Source organism: Ruegeria sp. H8 (assembly GCF_056532905.1).
This window is the reverse complement of record NZ_JBQFNY010000003.1, coordinates 222,367-246,502: the sequence shown is the minus strand read 5'-3', so window position 1 is coordinate 246,502 and position 24,136 is coordinate 222,367. Positions and strand designations below refer to the sequence as shown.

Below are 24,136 nucleotides of genomic sequence, written 5' to 3'. Positions count from 1 at the left end.
TCGGAGCCTGCCATGAAAGTCATCAAGCGCATCTGCGCAGGATTGGTCGTTTGTATTCTGGTTTTGGTCGCGGTTTCCTATCTGTTGCCGGGAAAAGCGGAAGTTTCGCGTAGCATCGCGATCGACGCACCGCCAAGCGCCATCTTTCCTTACGTGAATTCGATGCAGGAAACCGAAAAGTGGTCTCCGTGGCTCCACCGGGACCCCGAAACCAAATTGACTTATTCCGGCCCTGCCGCCGGGGTCGGGAACTCTCTGAACTGGGCGTCGGATCACCCGCAGGTCGGCACGGGATCACAGGAAATCGTCGAAAGCGTGGAAAACCAACGGGTCAAAACGGCGCTGGATTTCGGCCCGATGGGTACTGCCACGGCGTCATTCATCCTTGAGCCTGACGGGGCGGGAACCAGAGTGACCTGGGGGTTTGACTCGGATCTGGGCCTGAACCCCATGTCCCGCTGGATGGGTTTGATGATGGATACATGGGTGGGCGAGGATTATGACCGTGGTCTGACCAATCGGAAAGCACTGGTTGAAAACCAAAGCTAGGCCGCTTGTTTGTATGGAAGCATGCGTCGGCGTGCTTGACCGAAGTCCTAGCCCAGTCGAAACCGGGCAAGCTTTCCCAGGTGATCGGATCCCATGAAGGGGCGCAGCTCAACCGTTCCGGTTGTGCCTTTGGGGAACAACAGGTTGTCTATCGGCAATGGGATTTTCCAACTGCCGAGGTTGTGGGTGTTCAGGACGGTTCCAAAGCTTTGGTTGTTTGCGGCTGCTCCGATCCGTCTGACGCTTTCGCCCCAGGGCACCATATTGAAATCCCCGGCAATCAGAACCGGTCCTTCAAGTTGGCTGATGCGGTCGGCAATCACCTGGCTTTGCCTGGACTGGTCGTAAGGAAATGGCCAGTTCAGATGAACTGAAACAACCCAGACCAAATCACCGCCAGGCGCTTTGACCTGTAACCCCACAAGCCCGTAACCTTGCAGACAGAACTCGGAATTCTCGACAATCGGCAAGGTCGTCAGGATGGCGACGTTTTGTTCAGAACGGAATTCACAGATCGCCTGTTCGGGGTAATGCTCGAACAGATTGCTCATGTACTTGCGATTGTGGCTGGAGACTTCCTGCAAGGTCACGATCTGCGCGCCTGATTCAAGGATATCATCGGACAGCGAATACCGGGGCCAGGCTTTGCTCATCAGGTTCTTCTGGTACAGCGTCAGGCAGGAATCATCGCAATCGTCCGAGGGCGCGGCAACGCTGGCCGCGATGGACCCGATGGCCACCCCGGAAAAGAGCAATGTGGCCAATGCAAGATATCTGGCGCGCATGAAAAGAAGAATTACCGCGCAGGGGAGAAGCAAAACACCAGCCTGAGGCCGGAGCAGAGCGACTGAATCTCCTACGGCAAAAACCTGCCCCGTAAAGCCAATGACGACCAGTATCATCAGAACGCATGTGCATCCGATGGTCAGGGTTCTGGCAATCCTGCGTCTGGTCGAAATATGCATGCCCTGCCTCTTTTACCCTGCACCGGGCGGTATTTTTTCCGGACTTCCGGCATCCGCCACGAACAAGGTTCAGTTTTAGGTGGCAAGCGTGTCTGGTTTTGTCAACAGGTTGGCGATTTTCACCGCGTGCAAGACTGTACCCTAACCAACGTTCATAGCGCAGCCATGATGGATGCGGGTGATGGGCCGGAAAGTGCCGATTTGGTGGAAGTGGTGATCCGAGCCGGTTCTGCTGAGCACATTGACGGGCGACCTCGGGCGCGGGCTCACCTGTGACGTTAACTGCTGATCACGGTGGTAACGGTTCGTGTTGCGCGACTTTGTGCAAGTGCGATGGCGCTCAAAACCAAGGCACAGGCCACTGCTTGCGCACCTGTGATTGTTTCACCGAAAGCAAAAACGCCCACGGCAAACATTGTCGGCAGTTCAATGCTGCCGATAACGGCCGTGCGCGATGCCCCGATGACAGGGGAACAGACGGTGTAAATCAGCTGGGGAACCAGTGCCGTCATAAGACCGATCCCGACGATCAGAAACCAGTCACTGCCGCCTGCTGGCAGGACTTCGTCAATTTCCGAAGAGATAATCAAAGGGGTTAGCCCGACGACCGATCCCAACGAAACCGACGCTATCCTGGCCAAAGGAGCAATTCGCGAAAGACGGTGTACAAGCACGCATATGCCGAAGCCAAATCCGAAAGGTGCAGCCAAAGAGACAAGCAACGTTGGAATTTGGTCAATCGGTACGGATGCCGGAGACCCTGCAATGCCTGCCGCAAGAACAATCAAACCGGCCGCAACAAGGCTGCGCCGCGTCGGCGGATCGGCGAATATCGCCCAAGCGATGATGATCGTAAACACCGGGTAGGTCATGTAAAGAACACCCACCGTTGATGCCGGCACTGTTTCAAGTGCGGTAACATATCCGACCCACCCAAGCCCCATGACTGCCCCCGCAGCCATACCCCAGACTAATTCCCGCCGGTTTGAACGATGCTTAAAAAGGGTGGGCAACAATAGGATCGCCGTCAAAATGTACCGATAAAACGCAACTGCGTAGGGCGCGAGTCCCTGGTCAGTGAGACCTCGGCTGAAATAGGGTACAAAGCCAAAACAGATGGATGCAAAGAACACTCCCGCCCCGGCAAGGGCGTAGGGTATTGGATCGTGCTTGGTTGATGTTGGCCGGCCCATCTTTGACACCTACCATGCAGTATTTCCGTTGGCATCAGCAACCTGACCGAACCGTCACGTCGTCTGTAAACCGGCTATTGGAAAACGCAAAAAAACCCGCTGAACAATCAGCGGGTTTCCTCGTTTTCAAGCTTTGACGAAAATCGGGATGTCAGCCCTTTTTCAGAACCTCGCGGCCCAGAAGTTCCGCGATCTGCACCGCGTTCAGGGCGGCACCCTTGCGCAGGTTGTCGCTGACGCACCACAGGTTCAGACCGTTCTCAATGGTCGAATCCTGGCGGATACGGCTGATGAACGTGGCGAAATCGCCCGCGCATTCGACGGGCGAGACGTAGCCACCCGCTTCGCGCTTGTCGATCACCATGATGCCCGGTGCTTCGCGCAGGATGTCGCGGGCTTCGTCTTCGTCCAGGAATTCCTCGAACTCGATGTTCACAGCCTCGGAATGGCCGACGAAAACCGGCACGCGGACACAGGTCGCGGTGACCTTGATCGACGGGTCGACGATCTTCTTGGTCTCGACAACCATCTTCCATTCTTCCTTGGTCGAGCCGTCTTCCATGAAGACGTCGATCTGCGGGATGACGTTGAAGGCGATCTGCTTCTGGAATTTCTTCGGCGGCACGTCTGTGGTGGGGTTATAAACCGCCTTGGTCTGATCCCAAAGTTCATCCATGCCTTCCTTGCCCGCGCCCGACACCGACTGATAGGTCGACACCACGACGCGCTTGATCCTGGCGCGATCATGCAGCGGCTTGAGTGCCACCACCATTTGCGCGGTCGAACAGTTCGGGTTGGCGATGATGTTCTTGTTCTTGTAGTCGTGGATCGCCTGCGGATTACATTCCGGCACGATCAGAGGGATCTCGGGGTCATAGCGATAGAGCGACGAGTTGTCGATCACCACACAGCCAGCCGCAGCCGCCTTGGGGGCATAGGTCTTGGTTGCGTCCGAGCCGATGGCGAACAGGGCCATGTCCCAGCCGGTGAAATCGAAGGTGTCGATGTCCTGGGTGGTCAGTGTCTTGTCGCCAAAGCTTACTTCCGTACCCAGCGAACGACGGCTTGCCAGCACGGCAAGTTCATCGACCGGGAACTGGCGTTCTGCCAGAATGTTCAGCATTTCGCGGCCCACATTACCCGTGGCGCCGGCGACAACGACGCGATAGCCCATTTCATGTCTCCAAAGTTAAGGACGCGCGTTCATAGCCGCGTTGCAGCAAAGAAAAAAGGGCTATCACGGGTGATTTGGCCGAATTGACGTCGATTTTAACCCGAATGCGCGTTTTCACCCGTGTTCAGCAAAGACCGATAGACCTGCACGATGGCCTCGGCCTCACCTTCGATTCGAAAATGCTGCTCGACACGCTGTCTTGCGGCCTGACCGGATTGCGCCAGCTTGTCCGGATCGCTCAACATCTGTTCCAGTGCTTCGGCCAGCGCCCCGGCGTTGTCCTTTTCGATCAAGCGGCCGGTTTTCCCGTCCTCGATCTGGGCGCTGAAGGCTCCGACCCCGTGGCAGGCGATTGCAGGCACGCCGGAGGCCATCGCCTCAAGCGGTGTAAGGCCGAACCCTTCGTGTCGGGCCGGGGCCACGAACAGGTCAAGGGCGCGGTAGGTTTCAACGATTTCCTCCCAAGGACGCTCGCCCAGGAAGTGCACCCGTTCCGACAGCCCGGCAGCTTTGAGTTTGGCCTCCTGCTCCTGTTGGAAGGTTTCAAATTCTTTGGTGGCGCGCCCGGTGAACACGATGCTGGCGTCGGGATGGTTCGGCAGAACCTCGATTGCCGCATCCACCAGCAGATCGACACCTTTCTGAGGTCGAATACGCCCGAAACACCCGATCAAGGTCCCTTCCGGCAGCCCCAGCTTCTGTCGCAGGGCGGTTTTGTCTTCGGCCGGGTGAAACAGTTCGGTGTTCACACCGTGCATGATGACGGTTGCGGGATGTTCCAGAAACGACGCCGCTTGCGGCGTTGTGGCGATCAGCGCATCCATCTTCGAAATCAGCCATTTGGTGAACCCCGAATGATTTCGTTGCGCAGCCGAGGTGAACAGAAGTTTCAGATTGCGTCGTAGCACATGTTTCAGAAACAAACCCATCAGCATTTCGGTGTTGCGCCGCGCATGCCACACCCGGGGCGTCCTGTTCGAAAGGAATGGAACTTTGATCAATCGGATGTGGGGCAGATCATCCGGCAGGCCGGGTCCCGTGGCAACGATCCCGATCATATGCTTCTGGATCGGCAGCAGGCGGATGACGGTTGTGGTGACGCCGGAGAGGCTGTGTTTCAGGTTCGGCGCTATAACCTCGATTTCCTGCACGGCTTGCTCCGCAATTGCTTCAATCCACATTATCCCGGCTGAATAGATATATCACGCAACCGAAGGCAAGGGTTACGGCAAAAAACCCGAAAATCGCGGTGTAGGGCGCGGTCGTTCCGGCCTGGGTAGTGGCGGCATGAATGCGCCCGGTGACGAATTGGGCGATGCCGACCCCTCCGATTCCGAAAAGGTTCAACAGGGTTACGCCTCGGCCCACCAGATTGGGGGGAACGAAGGCCCGACCATGGGCCATGATGACCGGAAAACTGGCCCCGGTGAACCCTATGATGGCCAACAGCAGAACGGACAGCCATGTGGCATGGTCGATCCAAACGCAAAGCAGGGTCAGTGCCACGACACCCAGCGCGTTGCCCGTGAAGATAACCCATTTCCGAGTGCCGAAGACGCGATCCAGCGGTCCGTAGACAAAGGTACCGACGATCATCGCAGACCCCATGACCAGAGTCGCAGTGCCGATCTGGGTGGTGCTGAGCCCGAAGACATCGTTCAGATACGGCCCGGCCCATAGCCCGCGCAGCGCGGCAGAGGGCGCATAGGCCACCAGCATCAAAGGCATGATCAGCCACAGTGCAGGCTCTTTCAGCAGGTCCAGAAGTGACCCATTGTGTTCCGTATCAACCTTTGCTGGGTCACGCAGGCTCAGCCAAATACCCATAGCGATCGCAGCAGATATCACGGCCAGCCCAACCATGGTGGCGCGCCATCCCATCCATTCGACAGCCAGGGCAGTCGGGTAAGAGGCCACGAGATTGCCCACCGAGCCAACACCCAGCATGACGGCGGCCAGTGTCGCGAATTTCGCAGGCGGGTATTCGCGGGCAAAGATGAAATAGGAAGCCATCAGAACCGGAGAGCACCCAACCCCGATCAGGCCCATGGCAACGCTGACATGCAACGGTGAGGTCGCGACCGCAAAAATTGCGGATCCTCCTGCACCGCCAACCAGAAGAAGCGCGGCTGCGGTCAGCCTGGGCCCAACCTTGTCCAGCGCCCAGCCGACCGGGATTTGCATTGCAGCGAACACCAGAAACCAAAGGCCGGATGCAAAAGCCAGATCTTCGGGTGTAGCACCGATATCGCGTTCAAGATCCAGGCTGAGCACAGCCAGAAATGCACGGAAAAACTGGCTGAGCACATAGCCCAGGCACAAAACCACCAAACCCGCCTGCATATCCCGCCTCTTTTCCGCTCATCCGAAAGGAATGCTTGGCACGCAATGATGCAACGCACAAGCATGTGTACTATGTTTCAAAACGAGGACTCGGGCCGCATTCCGGCTATCATTGCCAGAAGTTTGATTTCGAGGGGGAAAATGAAAGACCTCCATTCCGCATTTTACGAAAACCTGCCCCTGTTGAGGGATTTCACCCGTCTGGCGGACCCGGCGCAGTTTTCGCCGGTGCCCGACGACTGGTTTCTGGGGGTTGCCGACATCGTCGATTCAACCGGCGAGATCGCGCGGGGGCGATACAAAACCGTCAACACCGTGGGGGCCGCCGTTATCTCGGCGATGATAAACGCGATGGACGGCAAGTTGTTTCCCTATGTCTTTGGCGGCGACGGGGCGGCGTTTGCGATCCCCCCCAGCGAAGTTGAAGCAGCGCGGGATACTCTGTCAGCCATGCGGCGCTGGGCGGAAGAAGAGTTTTCCATGCCGTTGCGTGCGGCGCTGGTGTCGGTGGCGGATATCCGAAAAGCCGGCAGGGACTTGCGCGTCGCTCGTTTTGCGCCCTCTTCCGGGGTGGATTATGCCATGTTCTCTGGCGGAGGCTTGGCCTGGGCCGAGGCAGAGATGAAAGCGGGTCATCATATGATCGCGCCTGCCGAACCGGGTGCGCAACCGGACCTGACAGGCCTGTCATGCAGATGGTCCAACAGCCCGGCGCGGCACGGTCAGATCGTGTCACTGGTCGTTGAACCCACTGCGTCGGCAACTGAACGCGACTTTGCCGACCTTGCGCAATCGGTTCTGTCCGCGTCAGAAGAGCTGGAGCGCGCAGGTCATCCGGTGCCGATGAATGGTCCGCCCATGAGTTGGCCGCCCCCCGGCCTCGACATTGACGCGCATGTTTCGCGCAACGGGCGGAATTTGTTTCTGCACAAGCTCGTTCTTCTGTTTCAGAACCTGCTGATCGCGATATTGTTCAAAACAAGCAAGAAGCTGGGGCAGTTTGAACCCGAACACTACAGGACGATGGTCAGCAGCAATGCCGATTTCCGCAAGTTCGATGACGGCCTGAAGATGACGTTGGATTGTGACCCGGCCACTTTGCGACAGATCGAACACTTGCTGAAAGAAGCGCGCGGGCGCGGCAAAATCCGATACGGTCTGCACGTGCAGGACGAGGCGATGATGACCTGTTTCGTCCCGTCGGCCACACGGGACGATCATGTGCATTTCGTTGACGGTGCCTCGGGCGGATACGCCCAAGCCGCAGCGGCCATGGTCCGTTGAGCGGTTAGTTGGCTTTCCATCGTGCGGCGAGATCACGTGCCGTTTGCGTCAGCAGCATCACATCAATGCCAACCGCCAAGAACTGTGCGCCCATATCCAGATATGCCTGACGGGCCTCGTCATTTGTGGCCAGAATGCCCGGCGCTTTGCCTGCGGCCTTGATCCGGGCCAGTGCATCCCGGATGACCGCTCGCACCTCGGGTGCCGCGCTGTTGCCCTGATGGCCCATATCGGTCGACAGATCAGCAGGGCCTATGAATACGCCATCCACGCCTTCAACATCCAGAATGTCGTCCAGAGCAGCAATTCCGGCGCGGGTTTCCACCTGCAACAACAGGCAAATCTCCTGATCTGCGGTCTGAATATAATCTCCGACCGATCCGTACATCGTCGCCCGCGATGCCATCGCGCCCACGCCGCGGACACCGGCAGGGGGATAACGGCAGGCCCGAACCAGCTCTTGCGCCTGCTCGGCGCTTTCCACAATCGGAACCAGAATGGTCTGAGCACCCGCATCCAGAACCATCTTGATCAGCCAGGTCTCACCCACGGGAACCCGCACAACCGCATGAGAGTCGCTTGCCGCAAGCGCCAGAAGCTGGTCCCGGATCGACCGGATATCGTTTGCGGCATGCTCTCCATCGATTACCAGCCAATCAAAACCGGCGGTTCCCATCATCTCGGCCGCTATAGGCTCCGCAAAGCTCATCCAGCACCCGATCTGCATTTCTCCCCTTTTCAGAGCCTGTTTGAACGCGTTCTGCTGCGCAGCCATACTGTTTCCTTTGTTGCAAAACCTTCAGCGCCACGTGGTCGCGAAAGCGGCCGTTTCCACATCTTCTTACGTGGCGCGAAATTGTCCAGTTTTAATGCAATTTGGCGTCATCGGATCGACGGCGGCAAAGGCGCGTCACGCAAGGGCGGCGGCGTCCCGGCGGTTCTTGTGCTTCAAACCGAAAGCCGAGGGTTCCCTTGCGTAAATCACGGATTTCGGCGATAATTTTGGCATGACCGACGACCTCCCTCTGACGTCGCGATCTTTGCCCATTGCGCTTTTGCGGGCGCGGGAAAAGGTTATGGGACCCATCCGAGCAATGCTGGCCGACGCCGGTGTCACCGAACAGCAGTGGCGCGTGTTGCGCGTATTGAACGAAGAAGGCCCGCAGGAACCGACGCATATTGCCGAACGCGCCTGTCTGTTGTTGCCAAGCCTGACACGGATACTGCAGAAACTGGAGCATCGCGGCCTGATCTCCCGACGATGCCACCCGGCTGACCGGCGTCGCCAGATTGTCGAGATCGGCGAGCGTGGCGTTCAGATTATTCACGCCAATCAGCCCGCCAGTATGGCGCAGGCGGAACGCATTCGTTCCCGCCTGGGGCCGGAAAAACACGAATTGTTGCTGGATCTTCTGAACGAGTTGAACGACCTGGATACCTGATGCCGGGGGCAGAACATGGGTGTCATCTGCAAGGGCCCCGCCGGAGATTTTAGGGGCGATCTCCGACGGGGTGGCCAGACTTGGATTTGGGTTTGGCCTGGCCTGAGGCCGGTTGCGTCACGCCTTGCCTGACGGTCCGGCCTGCGCATCGGAGTATATGGCGAGCCGGAAATGTGGCTCTGATTAGGGCCTTTTGGCCTTTGGGGGAAAGGCCGTGCACCTATGCTCTCCGAAACAGTCTTGGGCAATTGCCGAAGGAAAACCTGGCCCGCAAGGGATGACTTGGCGTCATTCTGTCCGAGTGTTTCCGCATGCGCGGTGATTTACTGCCATCGCACACCTCAAGATAGATGCGCCCCACAATTTCTATCCAAGACCTAGCCCGACTTGCGCCAGAGCCAAGTTAAATTCCGATCTGCCCAAGTTCCGGTGCATCAATAAAGACGGATGTGAAACAGCATTGGAACGGCACTGGGCGTTCAGGTCAGAATTGAGCAGGTTCGCGCTGAAACAACTCTTGGATATTGGCGAAATCCAGCGTGCATTCCCGGCTTGCTGGCAGCTCTGGCAGGCGTAAGATGGCAGCGATGAAAAATTCAGGAACCACGATGTCAAACAGCCTGTTTTCCCTTCCCGATCCCATAACCATTCCTGTCGTTGGCGAGACGGCCGGGTACCCTGTCAGGCGCATTTTCTGCGTCGGGCGAAACTATGCCGCGCATGCAGCAGAGATGGGGAATGAGGTGGATCGCGATGCGCCCTTCTATTTCACCAAATCCGCGCCAAACGCAATCCTGTCCGGCGCGACGGTTCCGTACCCGGCGGGGACGAAGAATTACCATCACGAAATGGAGCTGGCGCTGGCAATCGGGAAACCGGTGTTTCGTGCCTCGAGTGCGCAGGCTTGGGATGCGGTTTATGCCTATGGCTGTGCGCTCGACATGACACGCCGCGATCTGCAACTCCGCGAGCGGGACAAACAGCGGCCTTGGGATCTGGGTAAGGACGTCGAAAACGGAGTAGTCTTCGCGCCGCTGACCCCCGCCGCGGACTGGTCGCCGGACGATGACAAACACATCCGGTTGAGCGTGAACGGCGAATTGCGTCAGGACGCTACCCTGGAAGAGCTCATCTGGAAGATCGATGAAATCGTCAGCCATCTGTCCGGTTTCTACCATCTGCGCCCAGGCGATCTGATCCTGACAGGTACACCGGCCGGCGTAGGCCCGGTTGTAGCCGGCGACATCATAACAGGAGAGATTGACGGGCTGGAGCCGATCAAACTGATCCTGACGGACGCGGAATAGGCCCTATTTAGGGTCTTTCAGCCAGCCCCTTGCAAATTCCACTTGGGTTACGCCTGCCAGCCGGCGCACCCGGTCCAGCTCGGCGTTCAGGCGTCGGCTGCGGGCGTTAGACCAGCGCACCCCGCGTTCGGGCCAGAGCGCTTTGACATGCAGCAGGTCGCGATCCCGATGCGCCTTCATGTCGATCCGGCCGATCAATCGATCGCCTTCAAGCAAGGGGAAGACGTAATACCCATATGTGCGCCTGGCTTCGGGAACGAAAACTTCGATGCGATAGTGAAAGCCAAACAGCCGCTCGGCCCGGTTTCTGTCCCGAAGTATGGGATCAAACGGGCTGAGCACGCGAATCCGACCGGGCGGTTGCGGCAAGTCGGTTGCCCGATCCATCAAATCAGGGCGGGCAAAGGTTTTGCGCAGGCGTCCATCGGCGCAAGTGACCTCGATCTCTTCGATATTTCCTTGAGCCAACGCCGTGGCACACCAGCCTTTGGCTTCGTCGGCGGTAACCGTGCCCCAGAACGCGGCCAGCTCTCCGGACGTGGCAAACCCCAACCGGTCCAGCGCTGCGTTGCACAGCCAATCCACGGTCGCCGTCGCATCACAGGCCATGTTCCCGGGGCACAGGTGGGTTTCGATCACACGTTCAGTCAGATCATACCGTTTCTGAAACCCGTCGCGGCCCACGACGGTCAGGGCCCCGGAACGCCACAGAAACTCCAATGCGGTTTTTGACGGGTGCCAGTCCCACCAACCGCCCGAGCCTTTCTTTTCATCCCTGCCAACGTCTGACGAACACACGGGCCCGTGGTCGCGGATGTGTTGCAAGACAGTCTCGAACTGTTGCTCGAACCCATCCCGCCGCCAGTTCTTCCAACGGGCCTTCAACAGATCCGCATCACGCTGAAAGCGCAGATGCCAGTGCGGATAGAACGACATCGGGATCACGGCCGCATCATGTGTCCAGTGTTCGAACAGCGCTTTTTCCCTTTCATAGAGCCTTTTCAAGTTGGCGCTTCGATACGCAGGCCGTCGGGAAAACAGGATCATGTCATGAGCGCGGGCAACCGTGTTGATGCTGTCGAGCTGCACGAACCCCAACCGCTGGACAAGGTCCAGAAGCTCGGCGCCCTTGGCCGCGCCCGCGGGCCGTTCGGCCAAAGCATGGCGATCCAGAAAAATGGCGCGGGCCGTCCGGTTGTCGAGCCGCTTCAGGGGCGTATTCATCGTCGTTTCAGGGTATCGCCATAGCTGATCTTGGGGGTCAGCGTGACCCGTGTCTCGATTTCGGAATCCGGGTCCTTCAGGCGTTCAGCGATGATCTGCGCGGCCTGACGTCCTATATCCAGACGACAGGCATCCATCGTCGCCAATTTGCGCGGAAGACCCTGCAAAAGTTCCACGTTGTTGAACCCGGCCAGACCGATCTGCCCCGGAATATCCACGCCTTGCTCCAGCAGGTACAACAGGCCACCGGCTCCGATCATGTCGTTGGAATAATACAGGAAATCCAGATCGGGCGACCGGTCAAGCATGGCCTGTGTCATCTCGCGCCCCTTGGCCAGGGCAGAACCGCCGGAATAGAACTCGCGATCTTCGATCTCGATCCCGTGTTTGCCCAGCACTTCGGTAAACCCTTCAAAGCGTTTTCGAGCGCGGTGATCCAATGGCATCTTGGTGCCCATGAAGCCGATATGTTGATACCCGGCCTTCAGAATCGCCTGCGCCATCTCGCGCCCGGCGCGGCGATGCGAGATGCCCACCATCGCGTCGACAGGTTTGCCGTCGGTATCCATGATCTCGACCACCGGAATGCCCGCCGAATCCAGCATGGCGCGGGCCGCGTCGGTGTGTTCCAGCCCGGCAATGATTACGCCCGAGGGTCGCCACGAGAGCATCTCGTACAGCACTTTTTCCTCTTTCTCGGGCAGATAATCCGTCACGCCAACCACGGGTTGAAGTTCGGTATCTTCCAGCACCTGATTGATGCCGGTCATCACCTCGGGAAATACCATGTTCGAAAGCGAGGGGATGATTACCGCGACCAGGTTGACCCGGCTGGATGCCAGCGCGCCCGCGATCTTGTTGGGGACATATCCCAGCTCTTTCGCGGCCGCCAGAACGCGGGTGCGGGTGGCGTCGGACACATCCCCCCTGTTACGCAGAACCCGGCTCACCGTCATCTCTGAGACACCGGAAGCCTCGGACACATCACGAAGGGTAAGCGGGCGTTTGGTTTCACTGTTCACGGGAGGCACCTGCGTAGTTGTTTTGTCCGATGCTAGCGCGAACAGGTCGGTGTGTACAACAATTGTGCAAAGGCGATGACAACACGGAAATTCCCGGTTACAGAAGGCGGGCGCGGCCCCGTGGCTCAACTGGATAGAGCAGCCCCCTCCTAAGGGGCAGGTTGCAGGTTCGAATCCTGCCGGGGTCGCCATACTTTCTAATGCCTTATTTTGTTGACATTTTTTGACAGCTAGTGTTACGGATGTGGTGGAGTTACACCACAAATTTACACTACAAAAGAGCGGGCTATGAGTAGTGATAGAAACCTTGAGCAACCACGCGGTCCCGGTACAGCTTGGCGGTTTAGGATGTCTACGCCCAAAATTTTAAAGGGCACCACTGATCCAGAGGCGGGCAAACCTTTTGGTCGAAACATCATAAGAAGCCTTGGAGGTGTTAAGCACAAAGCCACGGCACGTAAGCTACGCGACGTGGAACTTAGCAAGGTTCGAGAGTTGGAATTACAAGCGCTGGGCAGAAAGCGCTATAGCATTGCTGCGGCAGACCGATGGGCTGAAGCCATGGCAGACCCCGACCCTGAAGCCGCGATGCTGGTGCGTGATGTGTTCTATGAAGAGGTTGAGAATGCGCCCAGCGCGGTGCGAGATGCGTTCGGTAAAAGGGGCATGGCTACATCCAGACCACTGGCTGAGATGGTTGCGGCGTATATTGAGGCCAGAGCGCCGGGGAACGCTTCAGGTTATAAACCGCTGCGAAGTTCGACCATCAATGATTTTCGGACTTCGGTTCGCTATCTGGTCGACTTTCTGGGCGGTGATATGTCCAGCCTTTTTGTGGACGATATGGCAGACGTTGAGGCGGTGGCCTTCAGGGAATACCTAGGTGGCATAGTGTCGGAGCGGACAGGGGAGCCGCTAGCAGGAGCGACCATCCAGAAACTCATGACGCAGCTGCGCACGTTTTGGGCGTGGGTTGTAGAAACCAAGGCCACAAGCAATCCCTCAGTGGAACCCTTCACACTACCTAAGGGGGTCACTAGGGAAGCCGCCACGCCGAAGAAAGAAAGGCTGATGTACCGACCAGAGCAGACCAGTGCTTTGTTCGTCGCGCGTTCACAGGAAACACCGTTGGGAGTATTGATGCGTCTGGGCCTGACACTCGGAACACGCATTTCCGAATTGGTTAGGGTTACAGTTGAGGATGTAGATACTGACGGCGCTGGGCTGAAGATCATTGTTGGCAAAAACGAAAACGCGAAACGGTGGACCCCCGTACCCACTGAGCTTCAAGCGACGGTATTGAAGTTGCGAAAAGAAGTAGAGAGTAGAGATGGACCCAAGGGCAGGCTTCTAGGGGCCTTCAGTCTGGACCCCAAATCAGGCAAAAGCAAGCAGGCTAGTCAGTCATATAGCCGCCTTAGGGATGATGTTTTGGGGAGACCTGAAAGCAACGTGATGTTGGACTTTCATTCATTCAGACATACATGGAGGGCCATCGCTCATAGGGCAGGCGTTGACGACAAGGACGCTGTGCAGCTCGGCGGCTTGTCCAAAGACGAGCGCAGGGCACGTGAGATTTACAACCATGGGTTAGGCCGGGATGAGTTGCGGCAGGTGCAGCGTAAGATCGTCGATAGGATGCGGGCTGACGGGTACCTTAAGGGGCTGTGAGCGAAATACGAAACGCGATACGCATTTGATGTGGTCCAAATAATTTGGCAAAAAAATCTGAGTAACAGAGATTAAAGAAAATGCCGCGCAGGCCCCCCGGTGGGGCCACCTCAGGGTCACCTCCTTCCACCTGAGGGAAAGTCCCTTTAGTGTATATTTTTCAATAGGTTGAATTTCTACCGACGTGGAGCCAAGTTGAGCGCACATCGCTCCTGATGCATATCATTTATGAGGTAACGACCCATGATCATCTTTGATTTTCGCTTTGGTCCTTTTGACTTGCTCATCGAACGTGAGGTCCGCTCAGTTCCCTTTCAGGTGACACGAGAGGGACCGGGCGAAGTGTTCCTTGACCTTGGATTCTATGCCCTGACCTTCACAAACCACCGTAAGGCAGCCTGAACATCCGTGTCTCATTTGACCAGAGGGTAACAAGACAAGTTCCAACCCCTCAGATACTGTCTCATTTAAGTGGGGTTGACACTTAAAGCACAATTTCTTACTTAACTCATTGAGGTAAATGATACACTCTCGGAGACAGACACATGCTCATAGGCTACGCACGGACGTCCACAGCAGACCAGATCGCAGGCTTTGAGGCTCAGCAGCGCGAGTTGAAAGACCATGGATGTGAGAAGGTGTTTGCTGAGCAGGTGAGCAGCGTTAAGCAGCGAGACCAGCTTGAGTCAGCCATAGACTTTGCCCGTGAAGGGGACACTCTGGTCGTCACTAAGCTGGACCGTCTGGCGCGTTCGGTCCCTGACCTCATCGACATCCGCAAGCGGCTTTCTGACAAGGGCGTTGGTCTGCATATCATGAACATGCCCATGATGAACGACAGTGCCACCGCGCAGATGCTTGAGACCATCCTTGGAGCTGTTGCTCAGTTTGAACGAGAGGTGATGCTTGAGAGGCAACGTGAAGGGATTGCTAAGGCCAAGGCCGATGGCAAGTTCAAAGGACGCCCTGCCATGGATAAGGACAAAGCAGCAGCTATTCGTGAAGCGTTCCAAAGAGGCGATAAGCCAACCCAGATAGCGAAAGACTTCGAGGTCAGCAGAGCGACCGTCTACAGGCTGGTGAAAGATGCGGCTTGAAAGGCTGCATGCAATTCACCCCCACACAAGAAAAGAACATACCATGAACATTCACCCACACTATAGCCGTAAACAAATTTCGGAATTGCCTCGCTTCATGGAAGTGCGAGGTGATGTCAGCATGGCGTTATCACCGACCGTCGAGGAAGGCTGATAGCAGACCATCTGTGGTGGGGCGTCCTGTGTGCTGGATGTCTCACCCTAGCATATCCCCTGATGTGCCCCTTGGGTTGCCCTTGTTTGGAACCTAACGAACACCTCAGGTGTGTTACTGATGCGGCGGGTTTCGCAGTCTCAACGAACCCACAAGCAGCACCTCAAGGACAACCTTCAGAGGCCCTGAGAGGGGCACAAGAAGGCGCAACTGAAGGTGAGGCAAAAGGTGCATCAGAGAGTGCATTCGTTGCTGATGAAGCAACTGAGCAGGCCTTTGTTGCTATCGCTACAGCAGCGCCGGGGACGCAAACACAAATCGTCGATGGGCTGATCAACCTTGGCGAAGTGCCTGACTACATTTTGCAGCGGGCGGCGTCGGAGATGAGCGTTGAGCCTGAGGATGTACAAGCACACGTCGAGACCATGGCGCTAGGCGTTCAAGAGGCCGCACTCGACCGCATTGGTGAGCGCATTGGCACCTTGGATGTCGATGCCTTTGAGGCGTTCGTGGGCAGCGCTGAGGGTTCGGAACTGGCACAGCAGGCAGCACGTGAGTTGATGACCACAAACGACACTACGTCGCTTGACGAACTGGCCGACAGATTCGCAGAGCGTATGGACGTATTCGCTCAGGAAGACGTGCTGTACGCTTGCTACGAGGCAGGGATATCGGATGGGCTTCTTTCGCTGTCTTCGACCAGGTGTGCAGGCCTTTATGCCTTTGTCTTGTAACGCTTCTCTGAACCAATCGGCATCATATCCACGATCTCCAGGCAGCCAATCCACGTCCGGCAGACCGTTTAGCAGGGCCTTTGCATCGGTATCATCACTGACCTGACCGGCGGTCACAAAGAAGTTCAACGGGCGTCCTTGGCTGTCACAAATGGCATGTAGCTTCGTGTTCATTCCACCTTTGGCGCGTCCCCTCTCGGCAGCATCCTTCGGATGCGCCTGCCAGGCAGTGTATCAGTCGTCATCGCCCCCATTTTTGACCCAAGATTGGATGCCATGCGGTACGCCTTCAGATAGGTCGCATCAATCACCACGGTCTTTTCTTCGCCGTGATCGGCGGACAGGCCCATCATCATTTCCGCGAAGATGCCCTTATCACTCCACCGCTTCCAACAGTTGTACAAGGTCTTGTGTGGCTCGTATTCCTTGGGTGCATCACGCCATCTTAACCCGTTACGATTAATGAATATAATCCCACTCAAAACACGCTTGTCATCGACGCGAGGTTTCCCGTGGGACTGCGGGAAGAAAGGCTCAAGACGCGCCATCTGCGTGTCCGTTAGTCAGAAGTGATCAGACATGTTAATCGCTCGTTTTCGAACCGTGAATCACGCCGCATAACTTAATCCAATGGGTCATGAGGCTGGTAAAAATAGTGTTCCGTTTCCAGCAAGCATCCTAATCTGGCTATTATCCTGACTTTTTTCTACTTTCCGACAAGAATTGCGTGTTCCCGTTCGATGACCTTTTCCCAATCGCCTTGCGCCTTCAGACCAGTCGAAGAGTCTCCCATTAGCGACGTGACCATGAGTCTTCCACGCGCTTTCGCTTCCTCATTCGAGAAACCGGCCTGTTCAAACATCCAGGCGGCAAATTGGAAGCGTTTGCCGATGGTTCTTTGATACGATTCTTTCACCTTCTCATCGGTATTCGCCCAGACTGAGACAGCGTGATCTGGCAATGCGGCGTCCTCTTCAATGACCTTTTTCATAAGAAGAAGAATTCGGTCTTCCGGGGGGCCGCCAAATGTCTTTGCCTGTGCGATCACTTTGTCAGTCAGTTCCTGCTCCCAATATCTGAGAACCTCATCCAAAAGCTCACGGACGTTTTTGAAATGCCAATAAAAGCTACCGCTTGTCAGGTTCAGTCGCTTTGCCATTGGTACGACTTTTATCGCGGAAACGCCGCCCTCGTTCAGGACTTTGTAGGCCAGCAATATCCAGTCTTCTTTGGTCGCGGCGTTTTTGGGTGAGGCTCGGGTGATAGTTTCTGACATTCAGATTACAGCATTCTTTGTTTGACATAGAGCAGTCTATGGACTTACCGTAGAGAAGTCTATGGTTGACTGGGAGTTCACGACATCGTGCTCTCCGAAACGCCACGCAGAAAAGGGGGGATCAATGAATAGCATTATGAATTCCACGACTGGCGCACTATTGGCATTGGGTTTGTCGTTGGCTGGCACCGCTTCAGCGCAAAACGCGCTGCCGACTGGTCGAACTGCTTCTGCAATTGAAAACGGTGTTTATCCCGCGTCATACTTTCCCAACACTGAAATCCTTGGCGCGGATGAGATGCGTATCACGGCATTGGGGACAGGGATGCCAAACCAAACCAAAGCTGCCGTTTCGATTTCATTTTATGTTGAACTAGGAAATGGAGACGTTTTCCTGTTTGACGTGGGCACGGGTGCAACTGGAAACTTGTTTTCATTGAGACCGGATTTTGCGAAGGTCGATAAGGTCTTTTTCAGTCATTTGCATGTCGACCACGTTGGAGACTTCATGGGTCTTCATGTTGGGGGTTGGCTTTCGGGCAGATATACTCCGCTCCGCGTCTTCGGCCCGTCCGGATCAGAGGATGAACTGGGCACCAAAGCCTATGTAGAAGGCATGTCAAAAGCCTATGCTTGGGATCTGGCCACACGTACAGGGGCGCTGCCGGATGATGGTGCCAAGCTTGAAGTTACCGAATTCGATTACATGCAGGAAAACGAGATCGTTTATCAGGAGAACGACGTAACTATCCGGTCCTGGCCTGCTATCCACAGCTTAGATGGCTCGGTGAGTTATTCTCTAGAATGGAATGGGCTGAAATACGTCTTTGGCGGAGATACTTACCCAAACAAATGGTACGTAGAATATGCCAAAGGGGCGGATATCGCTTCTCACGAGGCTTTTCTGCCACCTGACGCTTTGGCCCCATATTTTGGCTGGGACATGAAACAGGCGACCTATGTAGCCACGCGCGTTCATACCGAACCTGCGGCCTTTGGCAAAGTGATGTCTGCGGTCGAACCGCGTATGGCGCTGGGGTATCACTCTGTTCTTTCACCCGAGAATTATCAGGCGATTTTGGAAGGTGTCCGTTCGACTTACGATGGACCGCTCACACTCGCGCGAGATCTTCAGGTGATCAACGTCACCAAGGACCAGATCGTTGTTCGGGAAGCGAGTGTTGATGACTATGCACTGCCACCAGCTGTGAGCGACGAGTATATCAATGCCCCGCGTTCAAAAGAAAAAGAGCCGTCCGACAAAGTCAAAGCGGGCAAATGGGATGGTTACACGCCACCGCCAATGCCGGAAAAATAAAGTTCAGGGGTGAACAAAATTCCAATTTGGCAGTATCTGTGCCGACTATTTCTGATGCTGAGCCTGATGGCCTCAGGTGCGCGCGCCGTTTCGGCGGATGTCGTTCTGACTAACGGATCAGAAGTCGCCCCCAACATCGCTGTCCTTCATATCAAAGACGATGGGGTCTACGTCGACCTTGAGATCTATGTCGAAGATATTCCGTTGTTTACTGATATGTTGCCAATCGGTTGGTCATCGGATTTCGCCGAGGGTGAGCCGGAGGCTAAACAAGAGACCAAACAAGGTTTTGCCCAAGCCGAAAGTCGGGCGTTATCGATTGTTGGAAGGGACAATCAGCCCCTAAACGCTGAAATCAGAAATTTAGAATACCGAACACGCATCGACCGGGCCTCGCCACTTGCAGGTCAGCGGAATCCATTCTCGGGTCAAGTTGTTCCCAGCCCGCCAAAAGATCCGCGTGTTCTGTTCGTCAAAGTGTTCTTTGCGTTTCAAAACACAGTTCCCAACGAGCTGACTATAGTGCCTCCATCGCGGGATGGTGAACCACTGGCGACTATCGGGATGCAGGTTTTTGACCGAGAGGTTCCGGTCACCGATTTTAGCTTCTTGTCAAAGCCGGCAGAGTTAAAGATTCACTGGCCTGATCCGTGGGATAGCCGTTTTTCTGCTGAAAGCCTAAATCGAAAAGCGCAGGACGGGACATCCACCTTTCTCTACATCGAACCTCGTGAAGTTCGGCATGAGACGCTGATCCGCTTGCGTGAACTGGCGCCTTGGATTGGTGAAACTACCGAAGTCGGTCAAACACTTTCGCCACAGCGTAGCGCCATGATCGTAAACCAAGCGGCGTCCTTCCTGGCTTCTCGTAACCCGGTGACAATTGATGGCAAATTAGTGCAACCGTCGAACGCTACAGCAAAGCTCTTGGAACTGACATCGCAGGGTTATCAGGTTGTCGAGCCTGGAAAGGAAGTGTCCGTGAACAATGCGTTTATCGGAGCTATCCTGTCCTTCTCATCGGTAGAGCTTCCCGATCAGGTGACAGTCACATGGGATATGTTTGACGAGGAAATTTCCCGCGTTGCAACCATTTCAAACGATATCGCTGGGCCATTCTTTGGAGCTGTGACACCTGCGGACCCTCAGTTTCACTGGCAGAACCACCTGCTCCAATACCAAAGAGCATCTGTTACTCAGATACCATTTGAGCAGCAGAAACGGCAGAACCCGGCTATGGCGTTGATCGCCGGGATTATCAGCGCCGTTTCACTCGGTTTTCTCCTGCTAACCAGGGACAAAGTCGCAAAGCGTGCCAGTTGCGTGACTATGATTGCCGCTGCTTCGGCAACGTTTGTATTTTCGGGATATTTGCCGGAATTACTTTGGAACAAGCCCGAGCCCCCTGAGCAGCAGGTTGCGGAAGACATACTGCACTCGATGGTCAAAAACTTGAACACGGTGACCCTGGAAACTTCACCGGCAGCAAGAAAGGCAGAGCTGGCCGACATTGTAACGGCGGCATCTCTGGGCGACATCGCAACAGAGGTAGAGCGTGGTCTCGTGATCCGAACGCCAGGAGGCAGTCTTGCTACAGTTACTGATATTAGAGACCTGAAATTAGAGCGCGTTGACCCGACCTTTAAACCGGGTGGATTTAGCACTCTGGCTAAATGGACAGTGAAAGCCCAAGGTGGTCATTGGGGGCACGCCCATATACGCGCGATTACGTTCCGAGTGCTAGCCGAAGTCATACCTGAGTCAGGGCAATGGAAGCTGGATGGATTAACTGTAATCGAGGCTCGCGATCCAAATGCATAAGTATTTAAGATCAAAGGTTTTTACTGTCGGCGCTCTGTTTGTCGGTGTGCTTTTATCACTGACGCTGTCAGCCTCTGCGCATTTTTTGCTTAACCTCAACGTTCGAATTTCGCATGTCGAGCATTCCGAGGGCGGTCTGCGTGTCTACATGCGTACGCCCATGCCTTATCTGGTTGCAGACAAGGTCGGTGATCAGAATGGAGATGCCTTGCCGGAAGCTGCACCATTCACGACCAATGCCATGAGCGATGGTCAGGTGGTCCACTTCGTCGACTTGCCGGCTGTCATGAGCGATCCCAATGGGCTGGGGCAATTCGCGGAAGGTGGGTTGCATCTGTTGGTCGACAATCAGCGCTTGAGAGGAACAGTTAAGTCCGTTCGCTTGCATCGCGTTGGAAATGAGCCCGGATTTGCAACTTTGGCCGAAGCTCAACAGGCCGTGGACACCGAAACGGCCTTAACGCCACCGCTTTTTGTTGGTGATACGATTGTCGATCTCGTCCTGTATTATGACACTGACGGCCCGATCCAATCGTACAGTATTTCTAACGTGCTAGACCCCGGCTTGCCGGATCAGCACCAAACGGCCAACCTCATTCTCGACTACGCGTCTGACACGCCTCAGATATTCCGATCTCGGGGCCTGATGACTGAACCATTGGTAGTTCAGCAAGAGGGGTATGGAGGATTCCTCAGTTTTGTCTGGGAAGGCATACGACATATCCTCGAAGGGTTGGATCATGTTTTGTTTGTTGTGTGTTTGGTCATCGGAGCGCAGACACTAAGGGCGCTATTGTTGCGTGCAACCGGTTTTACCGTTGGGCATAGCGTGACGCTGTCTCTGGGGTTCTTCGGGTTTGTGCCATCGGGCGCGTGGTTTGTTCCTGCCGTCGAAACCGGGATCGCGCTTTCTATCATATTTGCAGCCGTCGCAGCGTTTGTGAGTTCTAAGGACAATGCACGCTCTGAAGTCACGATGGTGCTTCTGACAACGCTGATTGGCCTTTTGCACGGGCTTGGATTCAGTTTTGTGTTGCACAAGATATTGCAGGTTACATCCCCAAACATCTGGCAGAGCTTGCTTGCTTTCAACCTTGGCGTCGAGCTTGGCCAAGTTGCCATTATTCTTGCACTCTGGCCTGCCTTGATAATGTGTCGGCGCGTGAACTCCAGTTTGTGGATGTCCGTACGAGTGGGCTTAGCCAGTGGGTGTGCGGCTATCGCCTGCTTTTGGACCGTTCAGCGAGTTGCCGAGGTTTATTCCACGTTGGCTTAGGGTCATTGCGAAGGCGCGTGCCGTGATGGTCGCCTAAGACATGCGGACTTCGGCTGTTCCGAAGAATAAGACAGATTAGGCTCAATGCAGTCGTTTGCTGCGCAGAGCATCAATGGCCGCTCTCCGGACAAAACTAACGTTTAATGAGGTCATTCTCCAAATTTCTTCAAACTCGGGAGGCTAAGCCAAAAGTCGCAGCTAACCATAGCAACACGCTTAACAGTCCGGCATCCGACAAAAAGACAAGACCGCTTATGGACTCGTAACGCCAATCTCGCTCAATGCTTGACCCGCAGCACTGCTCGGTTGGCTGATACCTAGAATAGTGCTCAGAGTGACCGCCACGTCCACCGTGGAAACAGGACGGTTTACACGAGTTGGCTTGATACTTGGACCAGCAAAAATGATTGGAACATGTGTGTCATAGCGCCAAGGCGATCCGTGCATTACGGCAATTGGACCATCCTCAAAGAGAAATGAATAAGGCGTTTGCACAACGTAAATGTCGCCAGAGCGAGTTGGGTGATAGTTTCGCCGGATCTGCTCCTCCAGAGTATGCCCTCGCTGTTCAGCAAGCGGTTCGGTCGGCATCGCAAGGTCAATGCCAGATGCAGCCATCAGTTTTTCTGCGATGCGTCGCTCGATTACGCGCCGGTCGGCGCCAGACGCTTCAATGGCGGTATCGTCTAGGTAAACGTAAGGACGAAAAAAGAACTGTATTGCGGACTCCACTCCGAACTCATCGGCGACGACCGAATTCACATCCATCATCAATGCTTCGGTTGAGTTGCGGAATGTGGAGAGCCCAACTTCGGCCATCTCTTCTGGTGCTTCCGGCATGCCATGATCGGCAGAAAGCACGTAAAGCACATTCGCACGTCCAACTTCTCGATCCATGAACTCAAAGAAATCAGCCAGTGTCTCATCCAAACAGCGCACCATTTCTTCATTTTCTAGGCTGGATGGTCCGAAGAAATGGTTGGTAGCGTCTACCCCAGAAAAACTGACGCTTAGGTAGTCGGGCCATTCGTCAACACCAAGCCCTTCCTCTTTGACTACAGTTTTTGCGAAGTCGGCCGTGATCCGGTCCCCATGCGGCGACAATAAGACCTGTGTGTAATAGAGACCGTCGTCCGGCTTTCCATAGAAATGCGGGAACGTGCGACCGAACGTGCCAAGGTTCGTTACGAAGGAGCGTTCCTTTCTTTCCATTAGGTACGGTGCGTCTGAACACTCCGGCCACCATTCACTTTCGATCTTCGCATCTGCTGGGCGTTTAGAATTCCAATCGAGAACCCATTCAGGATACGCGTCGTAGTAAAATTTACTTGTTTCAAATGCCCCTGTAGCCGCCGAAAGCCAAAAAGCCTTTCCAGAATGTCCCGCCATTGCGACCGCTGAGCGATCTTTACCAGATACAGAAAACACTTTTGATCGACCGACATTTGATTTCACCAGCTCGTCTCCGAACGTCGTCGCCAACAAGTTGACGGGAGAACGACCCGAAGTAGCAGCCGCGGCTTGTGTCGGGTCGACTTGATCAAGGTTTCCATCGAAGCCAGGAACTGGCAACATCGGGTAGTCCGGATCTTCAATATTGTACCCCAATCGCTCTTCACCCCTGTTGAACCAGGCATTGCCAATCATTCCATGTTCGGAAGGATTGGCTCCTGTAGCGAGGGTCGCGTGACCAACAATGGTTTCGGTGTTGGCGTGACGATGATGAGCGTCGGTATACCAGACGCCGTTTTCTGTTAGTCTATTGAAGCCTGATCCCCCGAAGGCGGCCTGATAGCGAGAGATCAAGTCTCCGCGTAGTCCATCAACTGTAATTTGTACAACAAGCCTGATGTCTTCCGTCGCACTGGCTGCCGTCGTGGAAATTGATAGAAGGAGAGTTGAGACTAACGCCAGTGATCGCTGCATCTATGACCTCATAGGACTACCTAATGCTCTGAATACCAGCATCTGCTTCCACCGGCTACCAAGGGTCAGAAAAGATGATCCTTTAACCTTCTACTTTCGGACAAAGCAGCCTGAGGCTGATACTGCGAACTTCGCTACAAGGCGCCAGCCAGATCGCAGATACGATCGCGGTTATGCAGTGTGATTTACCAAAAAGCAGCCATTGACGCGCTGCTATTCCCTTATCGTCCAAGCTGCGCTTTCGCTGTGCAACCGGCTGGCTCCAAAGTCGCGGATACGGGAGGAAGCATATATTTTTGGTGAGGCCCAGTTGGATAATTGAAATCGTGCATCTTTTTTCCTTGTGCGAGAATATTAGAG

At 55.3% G+C, this 24,136-nt stretch carries 21 protein-coding genes, 1 tRNA gene and 1 pseudogene; 12 read left to right on the top strand and 11 right to left on the bottom strand.

Annotation, left to right across the window (positions count from 1 at the left end):
- The first annotated feature begins 12 nt into the window (after positions 1-12).
- Complete coding sequence (locus ACR0A2_RS10725; RefSeq protein WP_480834986.1) at positions 13-549, top strand: SRPBCC family protein; 537 nt, start codon at positions 13-15, stop codon at positions 547-549.
- Positions 550-596: 47 nt separating this feature from the next.
- On the opposite strand, the gene ACR0A2_RS10720 is transcribed toward ACR0A2_RS10725, so the two are convergent.
- The 5 genes from ACR0A2_RS10720 to ACR0A2_RS10700 all read right to left on the bottom strand — a co-directional run bounded on the left by ACR0A2_RS10720 (position 597) and on the right by ACR0A2_RS10700 (position 6,224).
- Positions 597-1,514 (bottom strand): endonuclease/exonuclease/phosphatase family protein, encoded by a 918-nt coding sequence (locus tag ACR0A2_RS10720; RefSeq protein WP_480834985.1) that lies wholly within the window; start codon positions 1,512-1,514, stop codon positions 597-599.
- A gap of 278 nt (positions 1,515-1,792) precedes the next feature.
- Positions 1,793-2,707, bottom strand: a complete 915-nt coding sequence (locus tag ACR0A2_RS10715) for a DMT family transporter (RefSeq protein ID WP_480834984.1) — start codon at positions 2,705-2,707, stop codon at positions 1,793-1,795.
- A gap of 151 nt (positions 2,708-2,858) precedes the next feature.
- Complete coding sequence (locus ACR0A2_RS10710; RefSeq protein ID WP_171116819.1) at positions 2,859-3,881, bottom strand: aspartate-semialdehyde dehydrogenase; 1,023 nt, start codon at positions 3,879-3,881, stop codon at positions 2,859-2,861.
- A 95-nt stretch (positions 3,882-3,976) separates the two neighbouring features.
- Positions 3,977-5,062, bottom strand: a complete 1,086-nt coding sequence (locus ACR0A2_RS10705) for a glycosyltransferase family 4 protein (RefSeq protein ID WP_480834983.1) — start codon at positions 5,060-5,062, stop codon at positions 3,977-3,979.
- Positions 5,052-6,224, bottom strand: coding sequence for an MFS transporter (locus ACR0A2_RS10700; protein WP_480834982.1), 1,173 nt, complete (start codon positions 6,222-6,224; stop codon positions 5,052-5,054). The genes ACR0A2_RS10705 and ACR0A2_RS10700 overlap by 11 nt, the downstream gene beginning before the upstream one ends.
- Before the next feature lie 141 nt (positions 6,225-6,365).
- Here ACR0A2_RS10700 and ACR0A2_RS10695 point away from each other — a divergent pair, with 141 nt between their 5' ends.
- On the top strand, positions 6,366-7,508 hold the full coding sequence (locus ACR0A2_RS10695) for a DUF3095 domain-containing protein (protein ID WP_480446548.1): 1,143 nt from the start codon (positions 6,366-6,368) through the stop codon (positions 7,506-7,508).
- Between the two features lie 4 nt (positions 7,509-7,512).
- Here ACR0A2_RS10695 and ACR0A2_RS10690 read toward each other — a convergent pair whose 3' ends face one another.
- Positions 7,513-8,283, bottom strand: coding sequence for an HpcH/HpaI aldolase family protein (locus ACR0A2_RS10690; protein WP_171364129.1), 771 nt, complete (start codon positions 8,281-8,283; stop codon positions 7,513-7,515).
- A gap of 232 nt (positions 8,284-8,515) precedes the next feature.
- On the opposite strand from ACR0A2_RS10690, the gene hpaR reads away from it, so the two are divergent.
- Positions 8,516-8,950 (top strand): homoprotocatechuate degradation operon regulator HpaR, encoded by a 435-nt coding sequence (hpaR, locus tag ACR0A2_RS10685; RefSeq protein ID WP_170345758.1) that lies wholly within the window; start codon positions 8,516-8,518, stop codon positions 8,948-8,950.
- A gap of 608 nt (positions 8,951-9,558) precedes the next feature.
- Positions 9,559-10,257, top strand: a complete 699-nt coding sequence (locus ACR0A2_RS10680) for a fumarylacetoacetate hydrolase family protein (protein ID WP_480834981.1) — start codon at positions 9,559-9,561, stop codon at positions 10,255-10,257.
- 3 nt (positions 10,258-10,260) lie between these two features.
- On the opposite strand, the gene ACR0A2_RS10675 is transcribed toward ACR0A2_RS10680, so the two are convergent.
- Positions 10,261-11,481 (bottom strand): winged helix-turn-helix domain-containing protein, encoded by a 1,221-nt coding sequence (locus ACR0A2_RS10675; RefSeq protein WP_480834980.1) that lies wholly within the window; start codon positions 11,479-11,481, stop codon positions 10,261-10,263.
- Positions 11,478-12,503, bottom strand: a complete 1,026-nt coding sequence (locus tag ACR0A2_RS10670) for a LacI family DNA-binding transcriptional regulator (RefSeq protein WP_152459531.1) — start codon at positions 12,501-12,503, stop codon at positions 11,478-11,480. Before ACR0A2_RS10670 ends, ACR0A2_RS10675 begins: the two co-directional genes overlap by 4 nt.
- Before the next feature lie 114 nt (positions 12,504-12,617).
- On the opposite strand from ACR0A2_RS10670, the gene ACR0A2_RS10665 reads away from it, so the two are divergent.
- The 5 genes from ACR0A2_RS10665 (at position 12,618) to ACR0A2_RS10645 (ending at position 16,159) form a co-directional block, all read left to right on the top strand.
- Positions 12,618-12,694 (top strand) — tRNA-Arg (locus ACR0A2_RS10665).
- A 157-nt stretch (positions 12,695-12,851) separates the two neighbouring features.
- On the top strand, positions 12,852-14,174 hold the full coding sequence (locus tag ACR0A2_RS10660; RefSeq protein ID WP_480834979.1) for a tyrosine-type recombinase/integrase: 1,323 nt from the start codon (positions 12,852-12,854) through the stop codon (positions 14,172-14,174).
- Positions 14,175-14,417: 243 nt separating this feature from the next.
- Positions 14,418-14,576: a hypothetical protein gene (locus ACR0A2_RS10655; protein ID WP_480446554.1), complete on the top strand. Its 159-nt coding sequence runs from the start codon at positions 14,418-14,420 to the stop codon at positions 14,574-14,576.
- A 143-nt stretch (positions 14,577-14,719) separates the two neighbouring features.
- Positions 14,720-15,271: a recombinase family protein gene (locus ACR0A2_RS10650; protein ID WP_480446555.1), complete on the top strand. Its 552-nt coding sequence runs from the start codon at positions 14,720-14,722 to the stop codon at positions 15,269-15,271.
- Positions 15,272-15,511: 240 nt separating this feature from the next.
- Entirely contained in the window at positions 15,512-16,159 is a 648-nt protein-coding gene (locus ACR0A2_RS10645) for a hypothetical protein (protein WP_480835076.1), read from the top strand.
- Here the strand turns inward: ACR0A2_RS10645 and ACR0A2_RS10640 are convergent.
- Positions 16,094-16,707, bottom strand: a pseudogene (locus ACR0A2_RS10640) (IS5 family transposase); the annotation flags it as partial. The gene ACR0A2_RS10645 and the pseudogene ACR0A2_RS10640 overlap by 66 nt on opposite strands.
- Positions 16,708-16,865: 158 nt before the next feature.
- The gene (locus tag ACR0A2_RS10635) at positions 16,866-17,375 is read right to left on the bottom strand and encodes a TetR/AcrR family transcriptional regulator (RefSeq protein WP_171230081.1); all 510 of its coding nucleotides are present in this window, start codon (positions 17,373-17,375) and stop codon (positions 16,866-16,868) included.
- Between the two features lie 184 nt (positions 17,376-17,559).
- Between ACR0A2_RS10635 and gntH the strand changes: the two genes are divergently transcribed.
- The 3 genes from gntH to ACR0A2_RS10620 all read left to right on the top strand — a co-directional run bounded on the left by gntH (position 17,560) and on the right by ACR0A2_RS10620 (position 21,850).
- Positions 17,560-18,753 carry a guanitoxin biosynthesis MBL fold metallo-hydrolase GntH gene (gntH, locus tag ACR0A2_RS10630; RefSeq protein ID WP_172978510.1) on the top strand — a complete coding sequence of 398 codons (1,194 nt, stop codon included), beginning with the start codon at positions 17,560-17,562 and terminating at the stop codon, positions 18,751-18,753.
- Between the two features lie 54 nt (positions 18,754-18,807).
- Positions 18,808-20,574, top strand: a complete 1,767-nt coding sequence (locus ACR0A2_RS10625) for a hypothetical protein (protein WP_480834978.1) — start codon at positions 18,808-18,810, stop codon at positions 20,572-20,574.
- A gap of 160 nt (positions 20,575-20,734) precedes the next feature.
- Complete coding sequence (locus ACR0A2_RS10620) at positions 20,735-21,850, top strand: HupE/UreJ family protein (RefSeq protein ID WP_480834977.1); 1,116 nt, start codon at positions 20,735-20,737, stop codon at positions 21,848-21,850.
- 252 nt (positions 21,851-22,102) lie between these two features.
- Here the strand turns inward: ACR0A2_RS10620 and ACR0A2_RS10615 are convergent, their stop codons facing one another.
- On the bottom strand, positions 22,103-23,776 hold the full coding sequence (locus ACR0A2_RS10615; protein WP_480834976.1) for an alkaline phosphatase family protein: 1,674 nt from the start codon (positions 23,774-23,776) through the stop codon (positions 22,103-22,105).
- Positions 23,777-24,136 lie beyond the last annotated feature (360 nt).